This is a genomic window from Sphingomonas sp. 4RDLI-65 (genome assembly GCF_049472435.1).
GTDB lineage: Bacteria > Pseudomonadota > Alphaproteobacteria > Sphingomonadales > Sphingomonadaceae > Sphingomonas.
The window spans coordinates 70,593-88,174 of sequence record NZ_JBCEBT010000009.1 but is presented as its reverse complement, the minus strand read 5'-3'; the positions used below and the strand labels follow the sequence as shown (position 1 = coordinate 88,174).

The window sequence follows — 17,582 nt, the reverse complement described above, 5'->3', positions numbered from 1 at the left end:
CCGCTATTTGACGTGACTTCGCGACGGCAATCGGGTCGGCCGCGAGTGAAACTATGCTTGGGAGCATTCGAATGAAGAAGATCGTTCTGATCGCTGCTGCCGCCGGCCTGATGTCCGTCGCAGCCTGCAGCAAGTCGCCAGAAGCCGCCGCCGTTGAGAACAACGCGGACATGCTGGCTGACAACATGGAAATGCAGGCTGACAACATGGACGCCATGGCGGACAATACCTCGAACGCAGTCGCTACCGACGTGCTCGAGAACGCTGCTGACAACATGAACGCAGCTGCCGACAACGTCCGTGACGCTGCCGACGAGAAGACCGACAACATGAACTAAAATCTGTCGGGCGTTTCTACGCTCGATAGGATTTAGTGTCGGAAAGGGCGTTCCTTCGGGAGCGCCCTTTTTCTTTGCGCATCTGCTTTGCGCCCTTTTGCCCGATGATCGCTTGCGCTAACGCAGGCGCCGGTGGGGCCTGTAGCTCAACGGTTAGAGCTGGCCGCTCATAACGGCTAGGTTGCGGGTTCGATTCCTGCCGGGCCCACCAACCTCCTGCGGCGAGCCCGGCAGGATAGCGTCACCGCCCTGCTTTGGCCGCGACCTTCTGCGCCTTGGCCTGCTTGGCATAGTGGTGATGCGCCACCACGCAGCCAGCTGCCGCGCCGAGCACCGCATGGCCTTTGCCGACGAAATGACCGCCCACGCCTCCAGCAGCGGCGCCGCGCAGACAGCCTTCGGCCAGCACCGGCGACGCCGAGACGATGAGGAGCGGCAGGACGATAAGTTGGGCAATGCGCATGGCGAAATCCTCGAACGGAGTGACGGGCCAATTACCCGTGGCACCGACCCGATGTTCCATGAGATTTCGTTCATGTCCGGAACGCCGCGCAGTCGCCTCAATCGGGGATTGGCCCTGGCGTGGCGCGAACGAGACCAGCCACTGCCTGCTCTGGCAGTCAGCAGCGATCAGCACGCTCGATATCCGGAATTGGCTGGGGCGGCAGGGTTCGAACCTGCGCATGGCGGCATCAAAAGCCGCTGCCTTACCACTTGGCGACGCCCCAGCAGAGGCGGCCTTATAGCGGGGCCGCGCCGCGTGAAAAGCCCTTGCGCGCCTCAATCGGCGAGATGATGCAGCCAGTTGTTGTCGTCGGGCGCAGTACCACGCTGGATCGACACGAGCGCGTCGCGCATCCGCATCGTCAGCGCGCCCGGACCGCCGCTGCCGATCGTGAAGCGCCCCTCCGGGCTCGCCACCGTGCCGATCGGCGTGACGACCGCCGCGGTGCCGCAGGCGAACGCCTCGACCAGCCGGCCGCTCGCCGCGTCGGCGCGCCACTGGTCGATCGTATAGCCCTCCTCACGGACCTCGATACCGTTCGCGCGTGCGAGCGTCAGGATCGAATCGCGCGTGATGCCGGGGAGGATCGTGCCGGTCAGCGCGGGTGTCGCCATGCTGCCGTCGTCGAACACGAAGAAGATGTTCATGCCGCCGAGTTCCTCGACCCAGCGGCGCTCGGCCGCATCGAGGAACACCACCTGGTCGCAGCCGTTGCGGATCGCCTCGGACTGCGCGAGCAGGCTGGCGGCGTAATTGCCGCCGCACTTGGCCGCGCCGGTGCCGCCCTGCGCGGCGCGGGTGTATTGCTGACTCACCCAGATCGACACGGTCGGGGCGCCGCCCTTGAAATAGGCGCCGACCGACGAGGCGAGCACCATGTACAGATATTCGGCGGATGGCTTCACGCCGAGGAACACTTCGGACGCGAACATGAACGGGCGCAGGTACAGCGCGCCGCCGTCGCTCTCAGGGATCCAATCGGCATCGACCTTCACGAGGCGCTCGATCGATTCGAGGAACAGGTCCTCGGGCAGTTCGGGCATGGCGAGGCGCCGCGCCGAATCCTGAAAGCGGCGTGCGTTCGCCTCGGGGCGGAACAGCGCGGTGCCGCCGTCGGCGAGTCGATACGCCTTCATGCCCTCGAAGATCTCCTGCGCATAATGCAGCACCGACGACGCCGGATCGATCGACAGCGGCGCGCGCGCGGTGATCTGCGCGTCGTGCCAGCCCTTGGTCTCGCTGTAGCGGATCATCGCCATGTGATCGGTGAAGACGCGTCCGAAACCGGGGTCGATCAGCCGCTTCGCGCGCTCGTTCGCCTCGACCGGAGTCGCGTTCGGTTCATGCCGAAAGGCGGAGGTCGGCGTAAAAGCTGGAGCGGACATCGAAATTCTCTCTCAAGGCGGGTTGCCGACGACTACGGGCGATGTCTAAACCGGTCAACATGTCTGCCCCAGCGTCGTCCGCTTCACCCCTGTTCCTTCGCGAACCCGAACTCCGCCGCGGCATGGAGCTGCTGTACTTCGGCTACAGCCACCTGACGCGGTCGATCGACGAGGGGCTGGCGCAGGAAGGCCTGGGGCGCGCGCATCACCGGGCGCTGTATTTCATCGCCCGCAAACCCGACATGACGGTCAGCGAATTGCTGTCGTTGCTGGCGATCACCAAGCAATCGCTCGGCCGTGTGCTGAACGAACTCGCGGACCGGAAGCTGGTCGAGACGCGGCCGGGCGAGCGCGACCGGCGGCAGCGGTTGCTGCGACTGACAGCGGAAGGGTCGATCATGGAGCGCGAGCTGTTCGAGGCGGCGCGCATCCAGATGGCGGCGGCCTATGCGAGCGCGGGGCAGAGCGCGGTGTCGGGTTTCTGGGCGGTGCTGGAGGGCCTGGTGCCGGAGAGCGAGCGGTCGCAGGTGATCGGGCTGCGGGGGTAGGCGCACGAGCGGCGCTGTCTGCCTGTCTGCTGCTTCGCGCCCCGCCTGCGCATATTCCGTTCCTGCTCGCCCCCAACCGTCATCCTTGCCCCCTCGCCGTCAGCTACACTCCCTCCACCATCATCCCAGCGAAAGCTGGGATCTCATGGTTTGGCAGATGTCGTGAGCCACACCGGGATACCCCAGCTTTCGCTGGGGTGACGGACTAGGGGGCGGCGTGACGGGTAAGGTTGGCGTGACGGCGTAAGGTTGGACGGCTAAATAGAAGGTCCGGATAACGGCCGAAGCTGGAGTGACCCCACGTCCGCCCTGGCCTAACGCGCGGCGGCGGCCATTTCGGCGTTTCGGCGTTCGGAGGCGGCTAGCGTTTCCGTGAGCAAGGCGACCAGCGCGTCGTCACGGTCGAGCACGTTTAGGCCCTCGCGCGTCGATCCGCCGGGGCTTGCGACGCGGTCGGCCAGCACGGCGGGCGAAACATCCGCATCCGCTGCCATGATCGCCGAGCCCTCCAGTGTGGCGATGGCAAGGCGCGCGGCTTGGTCAGCCGGCAAGCCGAGCGCGGCACCGGCCTTGGCGAGCGCGTCGGCGAAGCGGAACACGAACCCCGGTCCGCAACCGGCGAGCGCGGTCACGGCGTCGAAATGCGCTTCGTTGGCGATCCATTCGTAATGGCCGAGGGGGCCCGCGAACGCTTCCGCCCCCGTAATCGCCGCATCCGACGCGCCGACCGTGTAGAGCGACGTCACGCCCTTGCCGATCGCCACCGGGAGATTGGGCATCGCGCGGACGATCGCCTCGGCCGCAAACCGCTGCGCCAAGGCAGCGTGGTCGACACCGGCGAGGATCGACAGCAGCAACTTCGGCGCGCCCCGCATCGGCGCGAGCAAAGATTGCGCGGCGTCGATCTGCTGTGGCTTGAGCGCGAGCATCAGCGTCGCGGGTGCATCCTCGTCAGGCAGCGCGGTCAGCGAGCGGACGCCGTCGGGCGCCCCCTTCCCGCTCCGCGTGATCACCGTCACCGTCGCGGGATCGAGCCCCGCCTTGAGCCAGCGGTGCAGCATCGCGCCACCCATGTTGCCGCAGCCGATCAGCCACAGCGGGCCCGTCGGAAAGCCGGTGGCCGGAGCCCCCCCGCTCATGCCTCGCCGTGCGTTTCGATCAGCGCGGCCGCCAGCGCGTCCTTGGGGCTCTTGCCGCCCCACAGCACGAACTGGAACACGGGGTAGAAACGCTCGCATTCCTCGATCGCCGATTCGACCAGCAGTTCGGCCGCTTCCAACGACATCGTCCCGTCATCGCCGCCATCGACCATCGCCGCATGCCGGAACAGCAATATGCCGCTCGACGACCAGAGTTCGAAATGGCCGATCCAGAGCTGTTCGTTGACCAGCCCGATCGTCTCGTACACCGCCTGACGTCGCTCGTCGGGCACCTTGATGTCGGGAAAAGCGAGGAATTGCAGGACGCTATCGTCTTCGCGCCACAGGGCACGCAGCTCGTACGTCGTCCAGCTGCCCTTCACGGTCGCGACGATCTCGTCCTCGTGACGCTCATGCTCCCAGCCATGCGCAGCATAATAGCTCTCGAGCATGTCGATCGGGGCAGCGTCTTCGTGGTCGTGGTCTACTTGGTCGAGCATCATTAGGTCCTGGCGGTCCTTATCGCACGACAAAGGGTGCCGAGGCAAAAACGCCACGGCAACCCCATCGAACCCGTTTCTGCGGAAAACTGTGGAAAAGTCAGTCGACCGACGCCCCGGTCGGCGCATTGACTGTGGATTGTGCCGTGAATTTGGCTTCCAGCGCATCGAGACGTGCCTTCAACACGTCGTTCTCGTCGCGCGCGGCAGCGGCCATAGCCTTGACCGCATCGAACTCTTCGCGACTGACGAAATCGAGCCCGCCGAGCCATTCGCGGGCGCGTTCCCGCGCGCCAGACCCGGCTTCGCGACCGACGCCCGCAAGCGTACCGGCCGCACCGTTCAAGACCTTGACGATATCGTCGAACACGCGGTTTTCGGACTGCATTGCTTCAAATTCCCGTAAGATCAGTTCGTCACAGCATTTGGGACGTATGGCTTGCGGGTGCAAGTGTCTCGGCGCCGGGGTTCATCTGCCCGATGCTGAACGCGAGCACGCCAGCAAAACTGATCCACACCATATAGGGCAGCATCAGCCATGCCGCGGCGGGGCGGATACGCGCGAACACGAACGTCGCGGCGATCGACAGCGCCAGCATCGCGACGATCACGAGTACCGACAGGCCGATCCTGTGCGCGCCGAAGAAGATCGGCGTCCAGGCGAGGTTGAGCGCGAACTGGCCGACGAACAGCGCGACGGCCAGTCCCCGCAACCGTGCACCGCGTGCGTTGAGGATCATCGCGAGCGCGAGCCCGATCAGGATGTAGAGCGTCGTCCAGACAACGGGGAAGACCCAGCCCGGCGGGTTCAGCGCGGGCTTGGCGAGCGCCATGTACCAGGTATTGTCGCTCCCGACGCTGACCGACTGGCCGGAGGCGAAACCGAGCAGCAGGATCAGGGGCACGGTCACGACCGCCCAGCGGAGGAACGACATCCTCAACTGGCCCTTCGAAGCGATACCGCCCACACAAATCCTTCCGTCTCTACGCAGGCTCGTCCTGCCGCGCATCTTGCGATCGGTAAACCGTGCGTCGGCAAGAATCGTTCCGCTAGTGGTTCATTCCGGCACGGTGGGTGGCGGTTAGGCACGCACCAACACCGCCCTCCGTCATCCTGACGAAAGTCAGGACCCAGAGCCAAGCAGGATCGCCCTCGGTATCCTGGGTCCTGACTTTCGTCAGGATGACGGGAGAGTTTGGGTCTGCTCTGGAGATCCACCGCCGTGCAAGGCGGCAATCAGGAATTCGACATTGCCTTCGGGGCCGGTGATCGGGCTCTCGACCACACCGACCACGCTCCATCCCTGCCCGGTCAGCCATGCCGCGACCTGGTCGCAGACGCGCTGGTGGATCGCGGAGTTGCGAACGACACCACCCTTCCCCACCTCCTCGCGCCCCGCCTCGAACTGCGGCTTCACCAGCGCCATCAGCCTTGCATCGGGCTTGGCGAAGGACATCGGTCGTTCGAGGACCTTGGCGAGCCCAATGAAGCTTGCGTCGCATACGATCAGGTCGATCGGTTCGGGAATATGCGCGGGCGTGAGAATGCGGGCGCTGGTCTGCTCGTGGACGATCACGCGGTCGTCCTGGCGGAGCGACCAGGCGAGCTGGTTGGTGCCGCTGTCGACCGCGTACACGCGTGCCACGCCATTCTTCAGCATGACGTCGGTGAAGCCCCCCGTCGAAGACCCGACATCGATCGCGACCGCGTCGGTCACGTCCCAGCCGAAATGCGCGAGGCCGTGTGCGAGCTTGATTCCGCCGCGCGAGACCCAGGGATGATCGCGCCCGCGAACGTCGAGCAGCACGTCATCGGGGAGCGTCTGGCCGGGTTTGTCGACCTTCTTGGTCCCCGCGAACACGAGGCCCGCCATGATCAGCGCCTGCGCGCGCGTCCGCGACTCGACGAGGCCTCTGTCGACCAGCATCTGGTCTGCGCGCAACTTTCCCATACCCCGCCTATCGCCCCCCGATCCGATCGCCGCAAGCTGCCTTCCTTTCGCCGCAATGCCATTGCCTACCGATCAAGTAGGATTACGTTGAGGCTTGGGAAGCGTGATCAGCCGGCGTCCCCTAGAGCGTCCCCCCGGTCACGCTTTCCACCCCGAAACGGGGCCTTGGAGAAGGAGAAGCGCTGTGGGTAGTTTCGCACCGTATGATTCCGTCCAGCCGACCATCCTGACCGTGCCGGGTCTCGGCGGTTCCGGCCCCTCGCATTGGCAAACGCTATGGGAGGACGCGCGGCCGGACACGGTGCGCGTCGAGCTCGGCATGTGGAACACGCCGCACCGCAACGCCTGGGTGACGCGGCTCGACGAGGCGATCCGCCGCGCCGACGCGCCGGTGATCCTCGCGGCGCACAGCCTCGGATGCTTGGCGGTGGCGTGGTGGGCAGAACTCAGCCCGCAGCCTTATGGCTGGCCGGTGGCGGGCGCGTTGCTGGTGGCGCCGGCGGATGTCGATCGTGGCGGTGCGCAGGCGGAACTGAAAGGCTTTTCGCCGACGCCGCGCACGCCCTTGCCGTTCCCGTCGATCGTGGTGGCGAGCAGCGACGACCCTTGGGTCACGCCGCAGCGCGCGCACAGCATGGCGGCGGACTGGGGCAGCCACTTCGTCGACGCCGGCCCGCAGGGGCATCTGAATGCTGCGAGCGGGATCGGCTGGTGGTGCGAGGGGCAGGATCTGCTCGAACGGGTGATCGCGGCGAGCGGCGATGGCCGGGGGCAGGCTCTGCCGCCGAGCAAGGCGCGATCGATCCTGGCGGTAAGCGCGACCGATGCCGCGCAGACGCATTATCTGGGTGGTTGAGCGCCCCCCCCAAACGATACACCACCCCGGCGAAGGCCGGGGCCCAATTGGTGAGGTCGTAGTAACGGGGGACCGCGCTTCGTTATCAACGCTTCCTAATTGGGCCCCGGCCTTCGCCGGGGTGGTGCCTGCCTACAAAGGCAGCTTACGAAATCCGCGAACCGTCCTCATCGAACAGCTCGGGATTCGCCGCCTGCTCAGCCTTCGCCGCTGCTAGACCACCCCGCATCCGCCGCCACATCGTGATGTTCAACGTCACCATCACGACCACCGCGAGTGCTATGATCAGGAGACCCTTGGTCGGCCCGGTCATGCGCGCGCTTCGGCAACCCCGCGCGAATTGTGGCGGAGCGCCTTGAGGACGGTGTCGACCAGCGCGGTCGCGTCGAGGCCGGCTTCGGCGTACTGAACTTCGGGCTTGTCCTGATCCTGGTAGACGTCGGGCAAACGCAGCGTGCGAAGCTTAAGCCCGCCGTCGATCAGCCCTTCGTCCGACGCCATCGTCAACACATGCGCGCCGAAACCACCGACCGAGTTCTCCTCGATCGTTACCGCGACCTCGTGCGTGGTGAGCAGCTTGCGGATCAGGTCGACGTCGAGCGGTTTGGCGAAGCGGAGATCGGCGACCGTCGTGCTGAGCCCCTTGGCTTCGAGGATCTCGGCGGCCTTCAAAGCCTCCTCGAGACGCGTGCCGAGCGACAGGATCGCGACGGTCTTGCCCTCGCGCACGACGCGGCCCTTGCCGATCTCCAGCAATTGCGGGGTCTCGGGCAGCGCGACGCCGGTACCGTTGCCGCGCGGATAGCGGAGCGCGATCGGGCCGGTGTCGTACTGCGCGGCGGTGTGCGTCATGTGGACGAGTTCGGCCTCGTCCGCCGCCGCCATCACGACGAAGTTCGGGAGCGTCGCGAGGTAGGTGACGTCGAACGACCCTGCGTGAGTCGCACCGTCCGCGCCGACCAGGCCCGCGCGGTCGATTGCGAAACGGACGGGCAAGTTCTGGATCGCCACATCGTGGACGACCTGGTCGTACGCACGCTGGAGGAAGGTCGAATAGATCGCGCAGAACGGGCGCAGGCCTTGCGCCGCGAGGCCGGCGGCAAAGGTGACGCCGTGCTGCTCGGCGATGCCGACGTCGAAGAACCGGTCGGGATAGGCCTTGGCGAACGCGTCGAGCCCGGTGCCCGACGGCATCGCCGCGGTGATCGCGCAGATCCGAGGGTCCTTGGCCGCCTCGGCGACGAGCTGCGCACCGAACACGTTCTGGTATTGCGGCGGCCCGGGGGGCGCCTTGGTCTGGATGCCCGAGATCACGTCGAACTTCTGTACGCCGTGATACTTGTCCGCGGCGGCCTCGGCGGGGGCGTAGCCCTTGCCCTTCTTGGTGACGACGTGGACGAGGATCGGGCCCTCTTCGGCATCGCGCACGTTCTCGAGCACCGGGATAAGGTGGTCGAGGTTATGGCCGTCGATCGGGCCGACATAATAGAAGCCCAATTCCTCGAACAGCGTGCCGCCCATCGTCATGCCGCGCGCGAACTCGTCGGTCTTGCGCATCCCGCTGGCGATCGGCCGTGGCAGCCGCTTGGCGAGTTTCCGGGCCAGGTCGCGGAAGCCGAGGAACTCGCGACTCGATACGATACGGCTCAGATACGCCGACAATCCACCGACGGGCGGTGCGATCGACATGTCGTTGTCGTTGAGGATCACGACGAGGCGGTTGCCCGCCTGCGCGGCGTTGTTCATCGCCTCGTACGCCATGCCCGCGGACATCGCGCCGTCGCCGATTACCGCGATGCCCTTGCCCGGCGTGCCCGCGATCTTGTTGGCGACGGCAAAGCCGAGCGCCGCCGAGATCGAGGTCGACGAATGCGCCGCGCCGAACGGGTCGTATTCGCTTTCGCTGCGCTTGGTGAAGCCGCTGAGCCCGCCGCCCTGGCGGAGTGTGCGGATGCGGTCGCGGCGTCCGGTGAGGATCTTGTGCGGGTAGCATTGGTGGCCGACGTCCCACACGAGGCGGTCGCGCGGGGTGTCGAAGACGTAGTGGATCGCGGTAGTCAGTTCGACCACGCCAAGCCCGGAACCGAGGTGGCCACCGGTGGTGCCGACCGCGGAAATCGTCTCGGTACGCAGTTCGTCGGCGAGCTGGCGAAGCTGGTCGGGGCGCAGCTTGCGGAGGTCGTCGGGCGTCGAAACGGTGTCGAGCAGCGGTGTCGAAGGAAGGTCGGCCATCCCAATCGCTTAATGCAGCGCGCGTATCGTGTCGATTGTTACCGTGTCATGGCGTAGCATTCGCACTGGAATCGCTCGGAAAGTGCACAATTATGAACTTTACGCACCGTGTTGCCGTCGCGGCGGATATCCCGGCGATCGCGGCGCTGATGGCGCGGGCGATCGGCGCGTTGCAGGGGGATTTTCTCACGCCGGCGCAGATCGAGGCGAGCCATGCGGTGATGGGGCTCGATACGCAGTTGATCGCGGACGGGACGTATTTGCTCGTCGAGGGGGACGGACGACTAGCCGGGTGTGGCGGGTGGAGTCGGCGGGCGACGCTGTACGGTGGCGATCACAGTACGGCGTTGCGGGATGCGGCACTGCTGGACCCGGCGCGCGATGCGGCGCGAATCCGAGCAATGTATACCGATCCGGATTTCGTGCGGCGGGGTGTCGGAAGGTTGGTGCTGTCAGTTTGCGAGGCCGCTGCGCGCGAGGCGGGGTTTTCTCGGGCGGAGATGATGGCGACGCTCGCTGGGGAGCCGCTGTACCGGGCTTGCGGGTATCTGCCGATCGAGCGGATCGAGACGCCAGGGGACGTGCCGGTGCCGATGATCCGGATGGGGAAGGCGCTGGGGTAACACCTTACCAAGCATATCCCGTCACCCCGGACTTGTTCCGGGGTCCACTGTGCCGCGAAATTACGTCTATCGAGGGTGCGGAAAGGTGGATGCCGGAACGAGCCCGGCATGACGGAGAAGGCTACTTCGCCTCGCACTCCGCGCAGCGACCGCGGACTTCGATGACCGGGCGTACGGGCGAGAAACCTGCCGCTTCCGCTGCGTTGCGGACACCCTTGGTGATCGTGTCGTTATCGAGATGCGTGGTCTGGCCGCACGAGTCGCAGACCAGGAAGATGCAGTCGTGCAGGCAATCGGGGTGCGCGTTGGCGACATAGGCGTTGGCGCTCTCGACTCGCCGCGCGAGATTGGCGCCGACGAACAGGTCGAGGATGCGGTACACGCTGTTCGCGGCGACACGGCGGCCTTCGGATTTCGAGACGGCTTCGGCGATGTCGTACGCCGAGGCCGGTTTTTCGAAGCTGGCCAGCGCGGCGAACACGCTGGCACGCATCGTGGTCCACTGTTCGCCGGCCTTTTCGAGCGTCGATTGTGCTGCGACGGTGAGATCGGCGCCTTGCGGTTCGGTGTGGGTGTGAGCGTGCGCCATGGTGGATGAAGTAGGATGCCGGAAGGGTTCCAGCAACCCGGTCAGCTTTCGGCGCGGCGGTTGAGATCGTGGCCGAATGCGAGCAGGCCGACGCCGACGATCGTCCACAACGTCTCGCCGCCGCCGCTATCGTGCGGCAGCGTCATCGCGCCCGCCATGATGCCGAGCCCGAGCGCGCCCATCGCGGCGGGCATCATATAGCCGTGGTGGAGGACGCCGCGGCCTAGCGCCAATGCACCGAGGCCGATCGCGATCGTCAGGCCGACTTCGTGGAATATCGGATCGAGCAGAAAACCGCCTGCGGTCGACATCAGCGCGACCAGTACCGAGGTGGCAAGGCAATGCACCATGCACAGCCCTGACAGGCCGATCGCATAGCGATCGAGGCCGGCGAAGCGGTGGGTATGGGTGGCCGAGGGCGTCATCGTTCGGCGGATATAGCGGGAAGATTGAAAGGATACAACATTACATTGCAGATTTTCGTGGCGTGTTGGAAGGTTTTGAAGGGCTCTCCCGTTCCTCCTTGTTCTCCCGCGAAGGCGGGAGCCCAGACTGGACTCCCGCCTTCGCGGGAGAACAAGGACATGAAGTGCTGCGGTTGGTCCAGCAACATGAAGCAATGGCGCACCATGAAGGAATGGCGCCGGGCTGCGCAAAGGACTATCTCACCGCCATGCTTCAGCCCAGCGCCGCCTTTCTCACCAAAGCCCGTCCTCGTGCGGTCGCCCTGTGGCTGTATACGGTCGCGGGCCTGATCGTCGCGATGGTCGTCATCGGCGGGATCACGCGGCTAACCGAGTCGGGGCTGTCGATCACGCAGTGGAAACCGATCAGCGGGATCATCCCGCCGCTCAACGACGCGCAGTGGCAGGCGGAGTTCGCCGCCTACAAGCGCATTCCCGAATATGCCGCGTTCAATGCCGACATGACCGTGTCGGGATTCAAGGCGATCTTCTTCTGGGAATACCTCCACCGGCTCTGGGGTCGACTGATCGGACTCGCCTTCGCGGTGCCGCTGATCTGGTTCGCGGTGCGCAAGCGTATCCCGGTCGGATACGGCTGGCGACTGTCGGCGCTGCTGGCGCTTGGTGCGTTCCAAGGGGCGATCGGTTGGTGGATGGTTGCGTCGGGCCTGTCGGTGCGGACCGATGTCAGCCATATCCGACTCGCCGTCCACCTGCTGACCGCGCTGACGATCCTCGCCGGGATCGTGTGGACCGCGCTCGACCTGATGGCGCTGTCACGCAACCCGCTCGCCGCCCGTGCTCGCATGCAGCCGGTGGCGATCGTCGCGCTGGCGCTGCTGTTCGTGCAGCTTGTCTATGGTGCGTTCACCGCTGGGCTCGACGCCGGCTATGCCTTCGCCAGCTGGCCGCTGATGGGCGACGGGTTGTTCCCGGCCGACGTGCCGATGGTGAACCCTGCCTGGAGCAATGCGGTCGACAACCCGATCGTCGTGCAGTTCATCCACCGCTGGTTCGCGTTCGCCGCGGCCGCCGGCCTGATCTGGCTGGCGATCAAGGCGACCAAGACCGGCAGCAGCGCAGGGTTCTTCGTCGTCGGACTGGTCACGCTGCAGATCATGCTCGGCATCGCGACGCTGATGACCGGCGTGCAGATCGACGTCGCGGTCGCGCACCAGGGCAACGCCGCGCTCCTCCTAATCGCCGCGATGTTCGCAGCGCACGCAGTCGGCACAGCGCCCCGTATCAAGCAGCGGGTATAATAATACCCGTCAGGAAACCGGCGGAAAGCTTGACTTGAAGCCCCCCTTTCAGCATTAGGCCGGCATTCGCGCTGCGGGGCCTCCCCTTGGTGCGCTTGCATTCAATCTGGAAGGTCTAACGCCCATGAAGGCGCTCATGAAGACCACCAAGTCGGCGAAGCCGGCTGAGGTGGAGAAGCAGTGGCATATCGTCGACGCGGAAGGTCTCGTCGTCGGTCGTGCCGCATCGATCATCGCCAACGTCCTGCGCGGCAAGCACAAGGTGTCGTTCACCCCGCATGTCGATTGCGGTGACAACGTCGTCGTGATCAACGCCGACAAGATCCGCTTCACCGGCAACAAGGCCGCGAAGAAGATCTATTACAAGCACACCGGTTACGCCGGCGGCATCAAGGGCATCACTGCCGCCAAGGTCCTCGACGGCCGCTTCCCGGAGCGTGTTCTCGAAAAGGCCGTCGAGCGCATGATTCCGCGTGGGCCCCTGGGTCGTGAGCAGATGCGCAACCTACGTATCTTCAAGGGCACCGAGCATCCGCACGAGGCACAGAACCCTGCCGTGCTCGACATCGGCAGCATGAACCGCAAGAACAAGGTGGGCGCATAATGTCCGACAACCGCCAGTCGCTCGCCGATCTCGCGAGCCTGACCAACCAGCCCGCGCCGGCTGCCCCCGCCGAGCAGGCTTTGCCGACCAGCGAAGGCGATCTCGCCGCACCGGTGTCGAACGAGCCCGTCCGCGAGCCGATGCCGCTGCGCGAGCAGATCCTCGACAAGCAGGGCCGCGCCTATGCAACCGGCCGTCGCAAGGACGCCGTCGCCCGCGTCTGGGTCAAGCCCGGCACCGGCAAGATCACGATCAACGGTCGTGACCAGGAAGTGTATTTCGCACGTCCGACGCTGCGTCTCGTCATCAACCAGGTGTTCGGCATCACCGAGCGCGAAGGTCAGTACGACGTCGTCTGCACCGTCAAGGGCGGTGGCCTTTCGGGCCAGGCCGGCGCGGTCAAGCACGGCATCAGCCAGGCGCTGACCCGCTTCGAGCCGGTGCTGCGCGCCTCGGTGAAGGCAGCAGGCTTCCTGACCCGCGACAGCCGCGTCGTCGAGCGCAAGAAGTACGGCAAGGCGAAGGCCCGTCGCAGCTTCCAGTTCTCGAAGCGCTAATCCCGCTTTCAGTATCTGCGTATCGAAAAGGGCGGTCCGGCAACGGGCCGCCCTTTCTCGTTTGGGGGGTGGACGGCGTGTCGCCTCACGCTTCCCTCTGCCAATTAGAAGACGAAGATGTGCCGAAAGCGGCAACGGGTGAGGACGGGGCTGCCCCGCGAGTCCTGCGATGGTCGAAGGTATCGAGCATCACCGTGCATGAGCATAGCACACGCATCTTGTTCTCCCGCGAAGGCGGGAGCCCAGTCTGGGTCCCCGCCTCCGCGGGGACCCAGACTGGACCTATCCCCGGTACGTCTCCTTCCCGGAAAGGGAAGGAACACGTCCATCTCACCCCAGCGCGGTGATGATCTCGTCCAAAGACGCGTTGCGGATTCCGCGGCGGTCGAGCGCGTCGAGCATCGTCGTCCACCACGCATGAAAGCGCTTTAGATCGGCGGCGTCACGCACATACGGCGTGTTACCCGGCGCCAGCGACGGCGAGTGGAACGACAGGTTCAGCAGTCGCAGCCCCTCGCCCGCCGCGACCGCGACAGCCTCGAGCGCAGCCTCGATCGGCATGTCCTCGGGCGTCAGCGCGATCCGCGACAACAGGCGCGCGCGCGCGAACACGCCCCTGCCCTTCGATACATGCCCGAGCGCACGGTACAGCGCCCCGCCGCCCCGCCGTGCGCGACCGGTGAATATGGTGGTCAGCGGCAGTTCGACGATCCCGCTGACACGGTACGCCTGCGCGTCCGCCATCGTGAAGTCGGGGCCGCCGTCGGCACTATAGTCGTAGCCGGGGCGCACCGAGCTATCGATCCGGTAGCCGAGGCCCGCGAGCAGGTCGAAGCTGCGCGGACCGATCCCGTAGCGGCCGGCGCGATACGCTCGTGGCGCCGTGCCGAACGCGGTCGTGATAGCCGTCGTGAGCGTCTCCAGCTTGGCCGCCTCGAGCGCGCGCGGCAGATTGCCGGCATAGCTCGTCGCCGGCGATGCATCCGCGTCGAACGGCGGGTTGACCCAGGCGTGCAGCTGCGTGCCGATCTCCGACCGCCCATCCTCGACGACGCGCGCCAGGATCGCGACCGCCGCCGGGTCGGTGGCGATCGGATGGTCGACCATGCAGGCCAGGGCGACGCCGCGCTCGGCGAACCGGCGATGCGCATCCGGGAACGCCGCCATCGCGGTCGTCGTACGGTTGCGGGCATCGAGCGGCGCGCGCCAGTCGAACTCCTCCTCGACGTCGACGAATATCGTGAAGCGCGTACCGAAATCATCGGGCCAGATCACCCGTTGCGCGTCGGTCGGCCGCGGGGGGCGGTAGGTCAACTCTGATCGTCGGCGGTGCGCTCCGCTTGGCCGGCATGCGCCGCGGGCAATCGCAGCGTCAGCCGATCCACACCGATCGTCAGCGCGCCCCCCAGTTCGACGGCAAGATTCTGGGCGAGCCGCAGCGCAAAGCCGGTGCCGAGCAGCGGCGCACCATCGCCATCGCCCTCCTGTTCGGCGTCGATGCTGAGCAGCACGTCGGTCGCATAGGCGGCCAGTGCGGCGGGGCGGTCGAACTCGATCGTGACGGTATCGGCGACCGGACGGACGACGATGCCGATCCGCTCGCCCTGCCGGCCCGCCGACACCAGCGCCGCCAGCAACCGGCCGACCAGCCGCTCGATCGCGCGGTCGTCGCCGAGCATGTCGCAGTCGCCACCGGGCGCGCTGACAGACAGGCTGGCGCCGCGCAACGTCGCGAGCGGTTGCAGGTCGTGCGTCACCCGGTCGAGCAGCGGCAGGACGGGGACGGTCGTCGGGCGGAGGTCCAGCGCATGGCCTTCGATCCGTGCCGCGGTATCGAGATCGTCGATCGCCGCGAGCAGGTCGCCCGCCTGCGTCCGGATCGTGGTCGCGCGATCGCGGTACGTCGGTGAGACGGGGCCGAGCAATTGCGTCTCGATCAGTTCCGCGAACCCGGCGATCGCATTGGTTGGGGTACGCAGTTCGTGGACGAGCTGGCGAAGCGAATCGGAGACGGGCGACGATACCGGCTTGGGCACCGTGGTCTCGTCGCGGCGAGGGCGGCGTCCCGTACCGCGGAAACCGACGAAGCGCCCCGACGCGTGTTCGAACGCGGGCACGCCCGACAGTCGCCACGAGCCGAACGCGTCGGACAGGCCGCCGACTTCGAGCCGCGCGTCGCCGAACTGCGAGCGACGACGGAACGCACCGGCCGCGACGCCGTCGAGATGCGCCTCGCCCTGCTGCGCCGCATAGCCGAGCGACACGCCGACCAGGGCCGAGCGCGACACGCCCTCGACCATGCGGATGACGCCTTGCGCATCGGTTTCGAACCGGAAGGTCTCGGTTTCCGCCGGCGCCACCGCGGGCTTGGCATCCTCGACGGTGCGATCGCGATTGAACGCCTCGATCCGCGCGACGAGGTCGGAAATCTCGAAGCGGTCCGCCGGCGAAGGACCGGCTGGCTCGACGAAGGCTGGCTCGACGAAGGCCGGCTCGACAACGGGGGGCTCGGTCTCAGCCAGCTTGGCATGGCGAAACGCCTCGGCGACGAACGGCAGGCCGCGGGCTACCGCGCCAAGCGCCATGAACGGCGTCTCGCTGAGGGGCGCGGTGTAGAGCGGCGGCTCGGGCGCAACGAGGAAAGCGGGCTCGGGCGTTTCGGCGACCAGGTCGGCGATCAGCACAGGCTCGTCGATGTCAGCTGGCTCTTCGATCAGCACGGGCTCGGGTTGGATCACCTCGGGCGCAATCGGCTCTGCGACCGCTTCGATCGGCGTCTCAATCGGCAGGTCGGGTTGCGGCAAGACGAAATCGACCGAACCAAAGCTCTGCAAGCCACGCTGGACCGACGCCGGCAGGTCGCGACGATGGCGCAAGACCGAACGGCTGGCGGGCGTCAGGCGCGGCAGGATCGCCAGCCAGTCGTCGGGCTCGAGCGTCGCGGTGCGCAACACCGGTGCGGCGATCGCCAGCGTATCCTCCGCGAAGAACCCGACCAGCGCCGCACCGGGCGCGGCGAAGGCGAGCGCGCGCGCGCTGGCGGCGCGGACCTCGACCGGCACCGCCTGGCGCAACAGCCGCAACCGCGCGATCGCCGGCTCGTCGACCGTAATCCGACCACGGCCCATCAGGTCGACGAGTTGCCGCCACGCCGATTGCGCACCAAAGCCGGTGGCCATGTCGGCGGAGAGGATCGTCTTCAGGCTGTCGTCGAACCGCACATCGTCTCCCGGCAGGGTATCCCAGCTGGATCCACGACCGGATCCCACGGTTCGAGCGGGCCTATCACGCTCCCCGTACCGATTCCTTAACGCGCGCGCCAAGTCGAAGGAACAGCGCATTTTGTTGGCTCGGGACGTTCGTCGCAATGTGGGACAATTGCGTTTCGCCGCAACTATCTTATCGCTATGGGGAACGAACCGCTTGGTTTGCAATGTTGCCTGGGAGTTGCGTGAAATGAGTTTTGACCGGATCGATAGGCAGATCCTGTCGCTGTTGCAGGCCGACGGTCGCATGACCAATGTCGACCTGGCCGACCAGGTGGGCCTTACCGCGCCACCCTGCCTGCGCCGCGTTCGCGCGCTCGAAGAGGCGGGGGCAATCCGCGGCTATCATGCGGATCTCGACGCGAGCCGCCTCGGGTTCCCGATCACGGTGTTCGCTATGGTGTCGCTGCGCAGCCAGGCCGAACACGACCTCGCCGCGTTCGAGCACCACATCGCGGATATCCCGGAAATCCGGGAATGCCACATGCTCAACGGCGAGATCGACTTCATCCTGAAGATCGTCGCGGCGGATCTGAAGAGCTTCCAGGAGATCCTGACGACGCACCTGACGCCCGCGCCGAACGTGGCGAGCGTGAAGACGTCGCTGACGATCCGGACGGCCAAGGCGCTGTCGGGGATCCCGGTGGTGGTGGAATAAAGGCCCTCTGAATTCGCGATCCTCCCCCGCCAGGGGGAGGTGGCGCCGTAGGCGACGGAGGGGGCGGTGAGCGATCCCGTCGGTTCCGTGTCCTCCCCCTCCGT

Annotated in this window: 21 protein-coding genes and 2 tRNA genes; 9 read left to right on the top strand and 14 right to left on the bottom strand. The window is 66.3% G+C overall.

Annotated features, from left to right (window positions below):
• Positions 1-71 precede the first annotated feature (71 nt).
• Both VH567_RS15965 and VH567_RS15960 read left to right on the top strand, forming a co-directional pair.
• Positions 72-338 (top strand): hypothetical protein, encoded by a 267-nt coding sequence (locus VH567_RS15965; RefSeq protein WP_031393308.1) that lies wholly within the window; start codon positions 72-74, stop codon positions 336-338.
• Between the two features lie 135 nt (positions 339-473).
• Positions 474-549, top strand: a tRNA-Ile gene (locus VH567_RS15960).
• A gap of 30 nt (positions 550-579) precedes the next feature.
• Here the strand turns inward: VH567_RS15960 and VH567_RS15955 are convergent.
• The 3 genes from VH567_RS15955 to VH567_RS15945 form a co-directional block, all read right to left on the bottom strand.
• Positions 580-975 carry a hypothetical protein gene (locus VH567_RS15955; protein ID WP_423327227.1) on the bottom strand — a complete coding sequence of 132 codons (396 nt, stop codon included), beginning with the start codon at positions 973-975 and terminating at the stop codon, positions 580-582.
• A gap of 16 nt (positions 976-991) precedes the next feature.
• Positions 992-1,066: transfer RNA gene (locus VH567_RS15950), tRNA-Gln, on the bottom strand.
• Between the two features lie 52 nt (positions 1,067-1,118).
• Positions 1,119-2,228: a branched-chain amino acid aminotransferase gene (locus tag VH567_RS15945; RefSeq protein ID WP_423327226.1), complete on the bottom strand. Its 1,110-nt coding sequence runs from the start codon at positions 2,226-2,228 to the stop codon at positions 1,119-1,121.
• A 59-nt stretch (positions 2,229-2,287) separates the two neighbouring features.
• Here VH567_RS15945 and VH567_RS15940 point away from each other — a divergent pair, with 59 nt between their 5' ends.
• Positions 2,288-2,776, top strand: coding sequence for a MarR family transcriptional regulator (locus VH567_RS15940; protein WP_423327225.1), 489 nt, complete (start codon positions 2,288-2,290; stop codon positions 2,774-2,776).
• A gap of 314 nt (positions 2,777-3,090) precedes the next feature.
• Here the strand turns inward: VH567_RS15940 and VH567_RS15935 are convergent, their stop codons facing one another.
• The 5 genes from VH567_RS15935 to VH567_RS15915 form a co-directional block, all read right to left on the bottom strand.
• On the bottom strand, positions 3,091-3,915 hold the full coding sequence (locus VH567_RS15935) for a pyrroline-5-carboxylate reductase family protein (protein WP_423327224.1): 825 nt from the start codon (positions 3,913-3,915) through the stop codon (positions 3,091-3,093).
• Positions 3,912-4,418 carry a YbjN domain-containing protein gene (locus VH567_RS15930; protein WP_423327223.1) on the bottom strand — a complete coding sequence of 169 codons (507 nt, stop codon included), beginning with the start codon at positions 4,416-4,418 and terminating at the stop codon, positions 3,912-3,914. Before VH567_RS15930 ends, VH567_RS15935 begins: the two co-directional genes overlap by 4 nt.
• 97 nt (positions 4,419-4,515) lie before the next feature.
• Positions 4,516-4,803: an accessory factor UbiK family protein gene (locus VH567_RS15925; RefSeq protein WP_423327222.1), complete on the bottom strand. Its 288-nt coding sequence runs from the start codon at positions 4,801-4,803 to the stop codon at positions 4,516-4,518.
• 28 nt (positions 4,804-4,831) lie between these two features.
• Positions 4,832-5,350 carry a TspO/MBR family protein gene (locus VH567_RS15920; protein ID WP_423327251.1) on the bottom strand — a complete coding sequence of 173 codons (519 nt, stop codon included), beginning with the start codon at positions 5,348-5,350 and terminating at the stop codon, positions 4,832-4,834.
• Positions 5,351-5,593: 243 nt separating this feature from the next.
• A complete protein-coding gene (locus VH567_RS15915) occupies positions 5,594-6,367 on the bottom strand; it encodes a TlyA family RNA methyltransferase (RefSeq protein WP_423327220.1) in 774 nt (257 codons plus the stop codon).
• A gap of 184 nt (positions 6,368-6,551) precedes the next feature.
• On the opposite strand from VH567_RS15915, the gene VH567_RS15910 reads away from it, so the two are divergent.
• Positions 6,552-7,223: an RBBP9/YdeN family alpha/beta hydrolase gene (locus tag VH567_RS15910; RefSeq protein WP_423327219.1), complete on the top strand. Its 672-nt coding sequence runs from the start codon at positions 6,552-6,554 to the stop codon at positions 7,221-7,223.
• A gap of 145 nt (positions 7,224-7,368) precedes the next feature.
• Here the strand turns inward: VH567_RS15910 and VH567_RS15905 are convergent, their stop codons facing one another.
• Positions 7,369-7,536 carry a hypothetical protein gene (locus VH567_RS15905; RefSeq protein ID WP_423327218.1) on the bottom strand — a complete coding sequence of 56 codons (168 nt, stop codon included), beginning with the start codon at positions 7,534-7,536 and terminating at the stop codon, positions 7,369-7,371.
• Positions 7,533-9,455: a 1-deoxy-D-xylulose-5-phosphate synthase gene (dxs, locus tag VH567_RS15900; protein WP_423327217.1), complete on the bottom strand. Its 1,923-nt coding sequence runs from the start codon at positions 9,453-9,455 to the stop codon at positions 7,533-7,535. Before dxs ends, VH567_RS15905 begins: the two co-directional genes overlap by 4 nt.
• Before the next feature lie 92 nt (positions 9,456-9,547).
• On the opposite strand from dxs, the gene VH567_RS15895 reads away from it, so the two are divergent.
• Positions 9,548-10,078, top strand: a complete 531-nt coding sequence (locus VH567_RS15895; RefSeq protein WP_423327216.1) for a GNAT family N-acetyltransferase — start codon at positions 9,548-9,550, stop codon at positions 10,076-10,078.
• A gap of 121 nt (positions 10,079-10,199) precedes the next feature.
• On the opposite strand, the gene VH567_RS15890 is transcribed toward VH567_RS15895, so the two are convergent.
• Both VH567_RS15890 and VH567_RS15885 read right to left on the bottom strand, forming a co-directional pair.
• Positions 10,200-10,667 carry a Fur family transcriptional regulator gene (locus VH567_RS15890; protein ID WP_333927495.1) on the bottom strand — a complete coding sequence of 156 codons (468 nt, stop codon included), beginning with the start codon at positions 10,665-10,667 and terminating at the stop codon, positions 10,200-10,202.
• A gap of 41 nt (positions 10,668-10,708) precedes the next feature.
• Positions 10,709-11,092, bottom strand: coding sequence for a MerC domain-containing protein (locus tag VH567_RS15885; protein ID WP_423327215.1), 384 nt, complete (start codon positions 11,090-11,092; stop codon positions 10,709-10,711).
• 248 nt (positions 11,093-11,340) lie between these two features.
• Here VH567_RS15885 and VH567_RS15880 point away from each other — a divergent pair, with 248 nt between their 5' ends.
• From VH567_RS15880 to rpsI, 3 genes are all read left to right on the top strand, one after another.
• Positions 11,341-12,393, top strand: coding sequence for a COX15/CtaA family protein (locus tag VH567_RS15880; protein ID WP_423327214.1), 1,053 nt, complete (start codon positions 11,341-11,343; stop codon positions 12,391-12,393).
• A 124-nt stretch (positions 12,394-12,517) separates the two neighbouring features.
• The gene (gene rplM / locus VH567_RS15875) at positions 12,518-12,997 is read left to right on the top strand and encodes a 50S ribosomal protein L13 (protein WP_060524218.1); all 480 of its coding nucleotides are present in this window, start codon (positions 12,518-12,520) and stop codon (positions 12,995-12,997) included.
• Positions 12,997-13,554, top strand: coding sequence for a 30S ribosomal protein S9 (gene rpsI / locus VH567_RS15870; RefSeq protein ID WP_082443995.1), 558 nt, complete (start codon positions 12,997-12,999; stop codon positions 13,552-13,554). Before rplM ends, rpsI begins: the two co-directional genes overlap by 1 nt.
• Positions 13,555-13,884: 330 nt before the next feature.
• On the opposite strand, the gene VH567_RS15865 is transcribed toward rpsI, so the two are convergent.
• Together VH567_RS15865 and VH567_RS15860 are read right to left on the bottom strand one after the other, a co-directional pair.
• The gene (locus VH567_RS15865) at positions 13,885-14,868 is read right to left on the bottom strand and encodes a polysaccharide deacetylase family protein (RefSeq protein WP_423327213.1); all 984 of its coding nucleotides are present in this window, start codon (positions 14,866-14,868) and stop codon (positions 13,885-13,887) included.
• The gene (locus VH567_RS15860; RefSeq protein ID WP_423327212.1) at positions 14,865-16,775 is read right to left on the bottom strand and encodes a histidine kinase dimerization/phospho-acceptor domain-containing protein; all 1,911 of its coding nucleotides are present in this window, start codon (positions 16,773-16,775) and stop codon (positions 14,865-14,867) included. The genes VH567_RS15865 and VH567_RS15860 overlap by 4 nt, the downstream gene beginning before the upstream one ends.
• Before the next feature lie 235 nt (positions 16,776-17,010).
• Here VH567_RS15860 and VH567_RS15855 point away from each other — a divergent pair, with 235 nt between their 5' ends.
• Positions 17,011-17,478 carry an Lrp/AsnC family transcriptional regulator gene (locus tag VH567_RS15855; RefSeq protein WP_093399250.1) on the top strand — a complete coding sequence of 156 codons (468 nt, stop codon included), beginning with the start codon at positions 17,011-17,013 and terminating at the stop codon, positions 17,476-17,478.
• Positions 17,479-17,582 lie beyond the last annotated feature (104 nt).

Bases quoted from the DNA above. Each gene is read 5' to 3' on its own strand.
- VH567_RS15880 (WP_423327214.1), top strand. From the start codon at position 11,341: ATGCTTCAGCCCAGCGCCGCCTTTCTCACCAAAGCCCGTCCTCGTGCG.
- dxs (WP_423327217.1), bottom strand. From the start codon at position 9,455: ATGGCCGACCTTCCTTCGACACCGCTGCTCGACACCGTTTCGACGCCC.
- VH567_RS15945 (WP_423327226.1), bottom strand. From the start codon at position 2,228: ATGTCCGCTCCAGCTTTTACGCCGACCTCCGCCTTTCGGCATGAACCG.
- VH567_RS15940 (WP_423327225.1), top strand. From the start codon at position 2,288: ATGTCTGCCCCAGCGTCGTCCGCTTCACCCCTGTTCCTTCGCGAACCC.
- VH567_RS15935 (WP_423327224.1), bottom strand. From the start codon at position 3,915: ATGAGCGGGGGGGCTCCGGCCACCGGCTTTCCGACGGGCCCGCTGTGG.
- VH567_RS15920 (WP_423327251.1), bottom strand. From the start codon at position 5,350: ATGTCGTTCCTCCGCTGGGCGGTCGTGACCGTGCCCCTGATCCTGCTG.
- VH567_RS15895 (WP_423327216.1), top strand. From the start codon at position 9,548: ATGAACTTTACGCACCGTGTTGCCGTCGCGGCGGATATCCCGGCGATC.
- VH567_RS15930 (WP_423327223.1), bottom strand. From the start codon at position 4,418: ATGATGCTCGACCAAGTAGACCACGACCACGAAGACGCTGCCCCGATC.
- VH567_RS15890 (WP_333927495.1), bottom strand. From the start codon at position 10,667: ATGGCGCACGCTCACACCCACACCGAACCGCAAGGCGCCGATCTCACC.
- rpsI (WP_082443995.1), top strand. From the start codon at position 12,997: ATGTCCGACAACCGCCAGTCGCTCGCCGATCTCGCGAGCCTGACCAAC.
- rplM (WP_060524218.1), top strand. From the start codon at position 12,518: ATGAAGGCGCTCATGAAGACCACCAAGTCGGCGAAGCCGGCTGAGGTG.
- VH567_RS15855 (WP_093399250.1), top strand. From the start codon at position 17,011: ATGAGTTTTGACCGGATCGATAGGCAGATCCTGTCGCTGTTGCAGGCC.
- VH567_RS15915 (WP_423327220.1), bottom strand. From the start codon at position 6,367: ATGGGAAAGTTGCGCGCAGACCAGATGCTGGTCGACAGAGGCCTCGTC.
- VH567_RS15885 (WP_423327215.1), bottom strand. From the start codon at position 11,092: ATGACGCCCTCGGCCACCCATACCCACCGCTTCGCCGGCCTCGATCGC.
- VH567_RS15965 (WP_031393308.1), top strand. From the start codon at position 72: ATGAAGAAGATCGTTCTGATCGCTGCTGCCGCCGGCCTGATGTCCGTC.
- VH567_RS15925 (WP_423327222.1), bottom strand. From the start codon at position 4,803: ATGCAGTCCGAAAACCGCGTGTTCGACGATATCGTCAAGGTCTTGAAC.
- VH567_RS15905 (WP_423327218.1), bottom strand. From the start codon at position 7,536: ATGACCGGGCCGACCAAGGGTCTCCTGATCATAGCACTCGCGGTGGTC.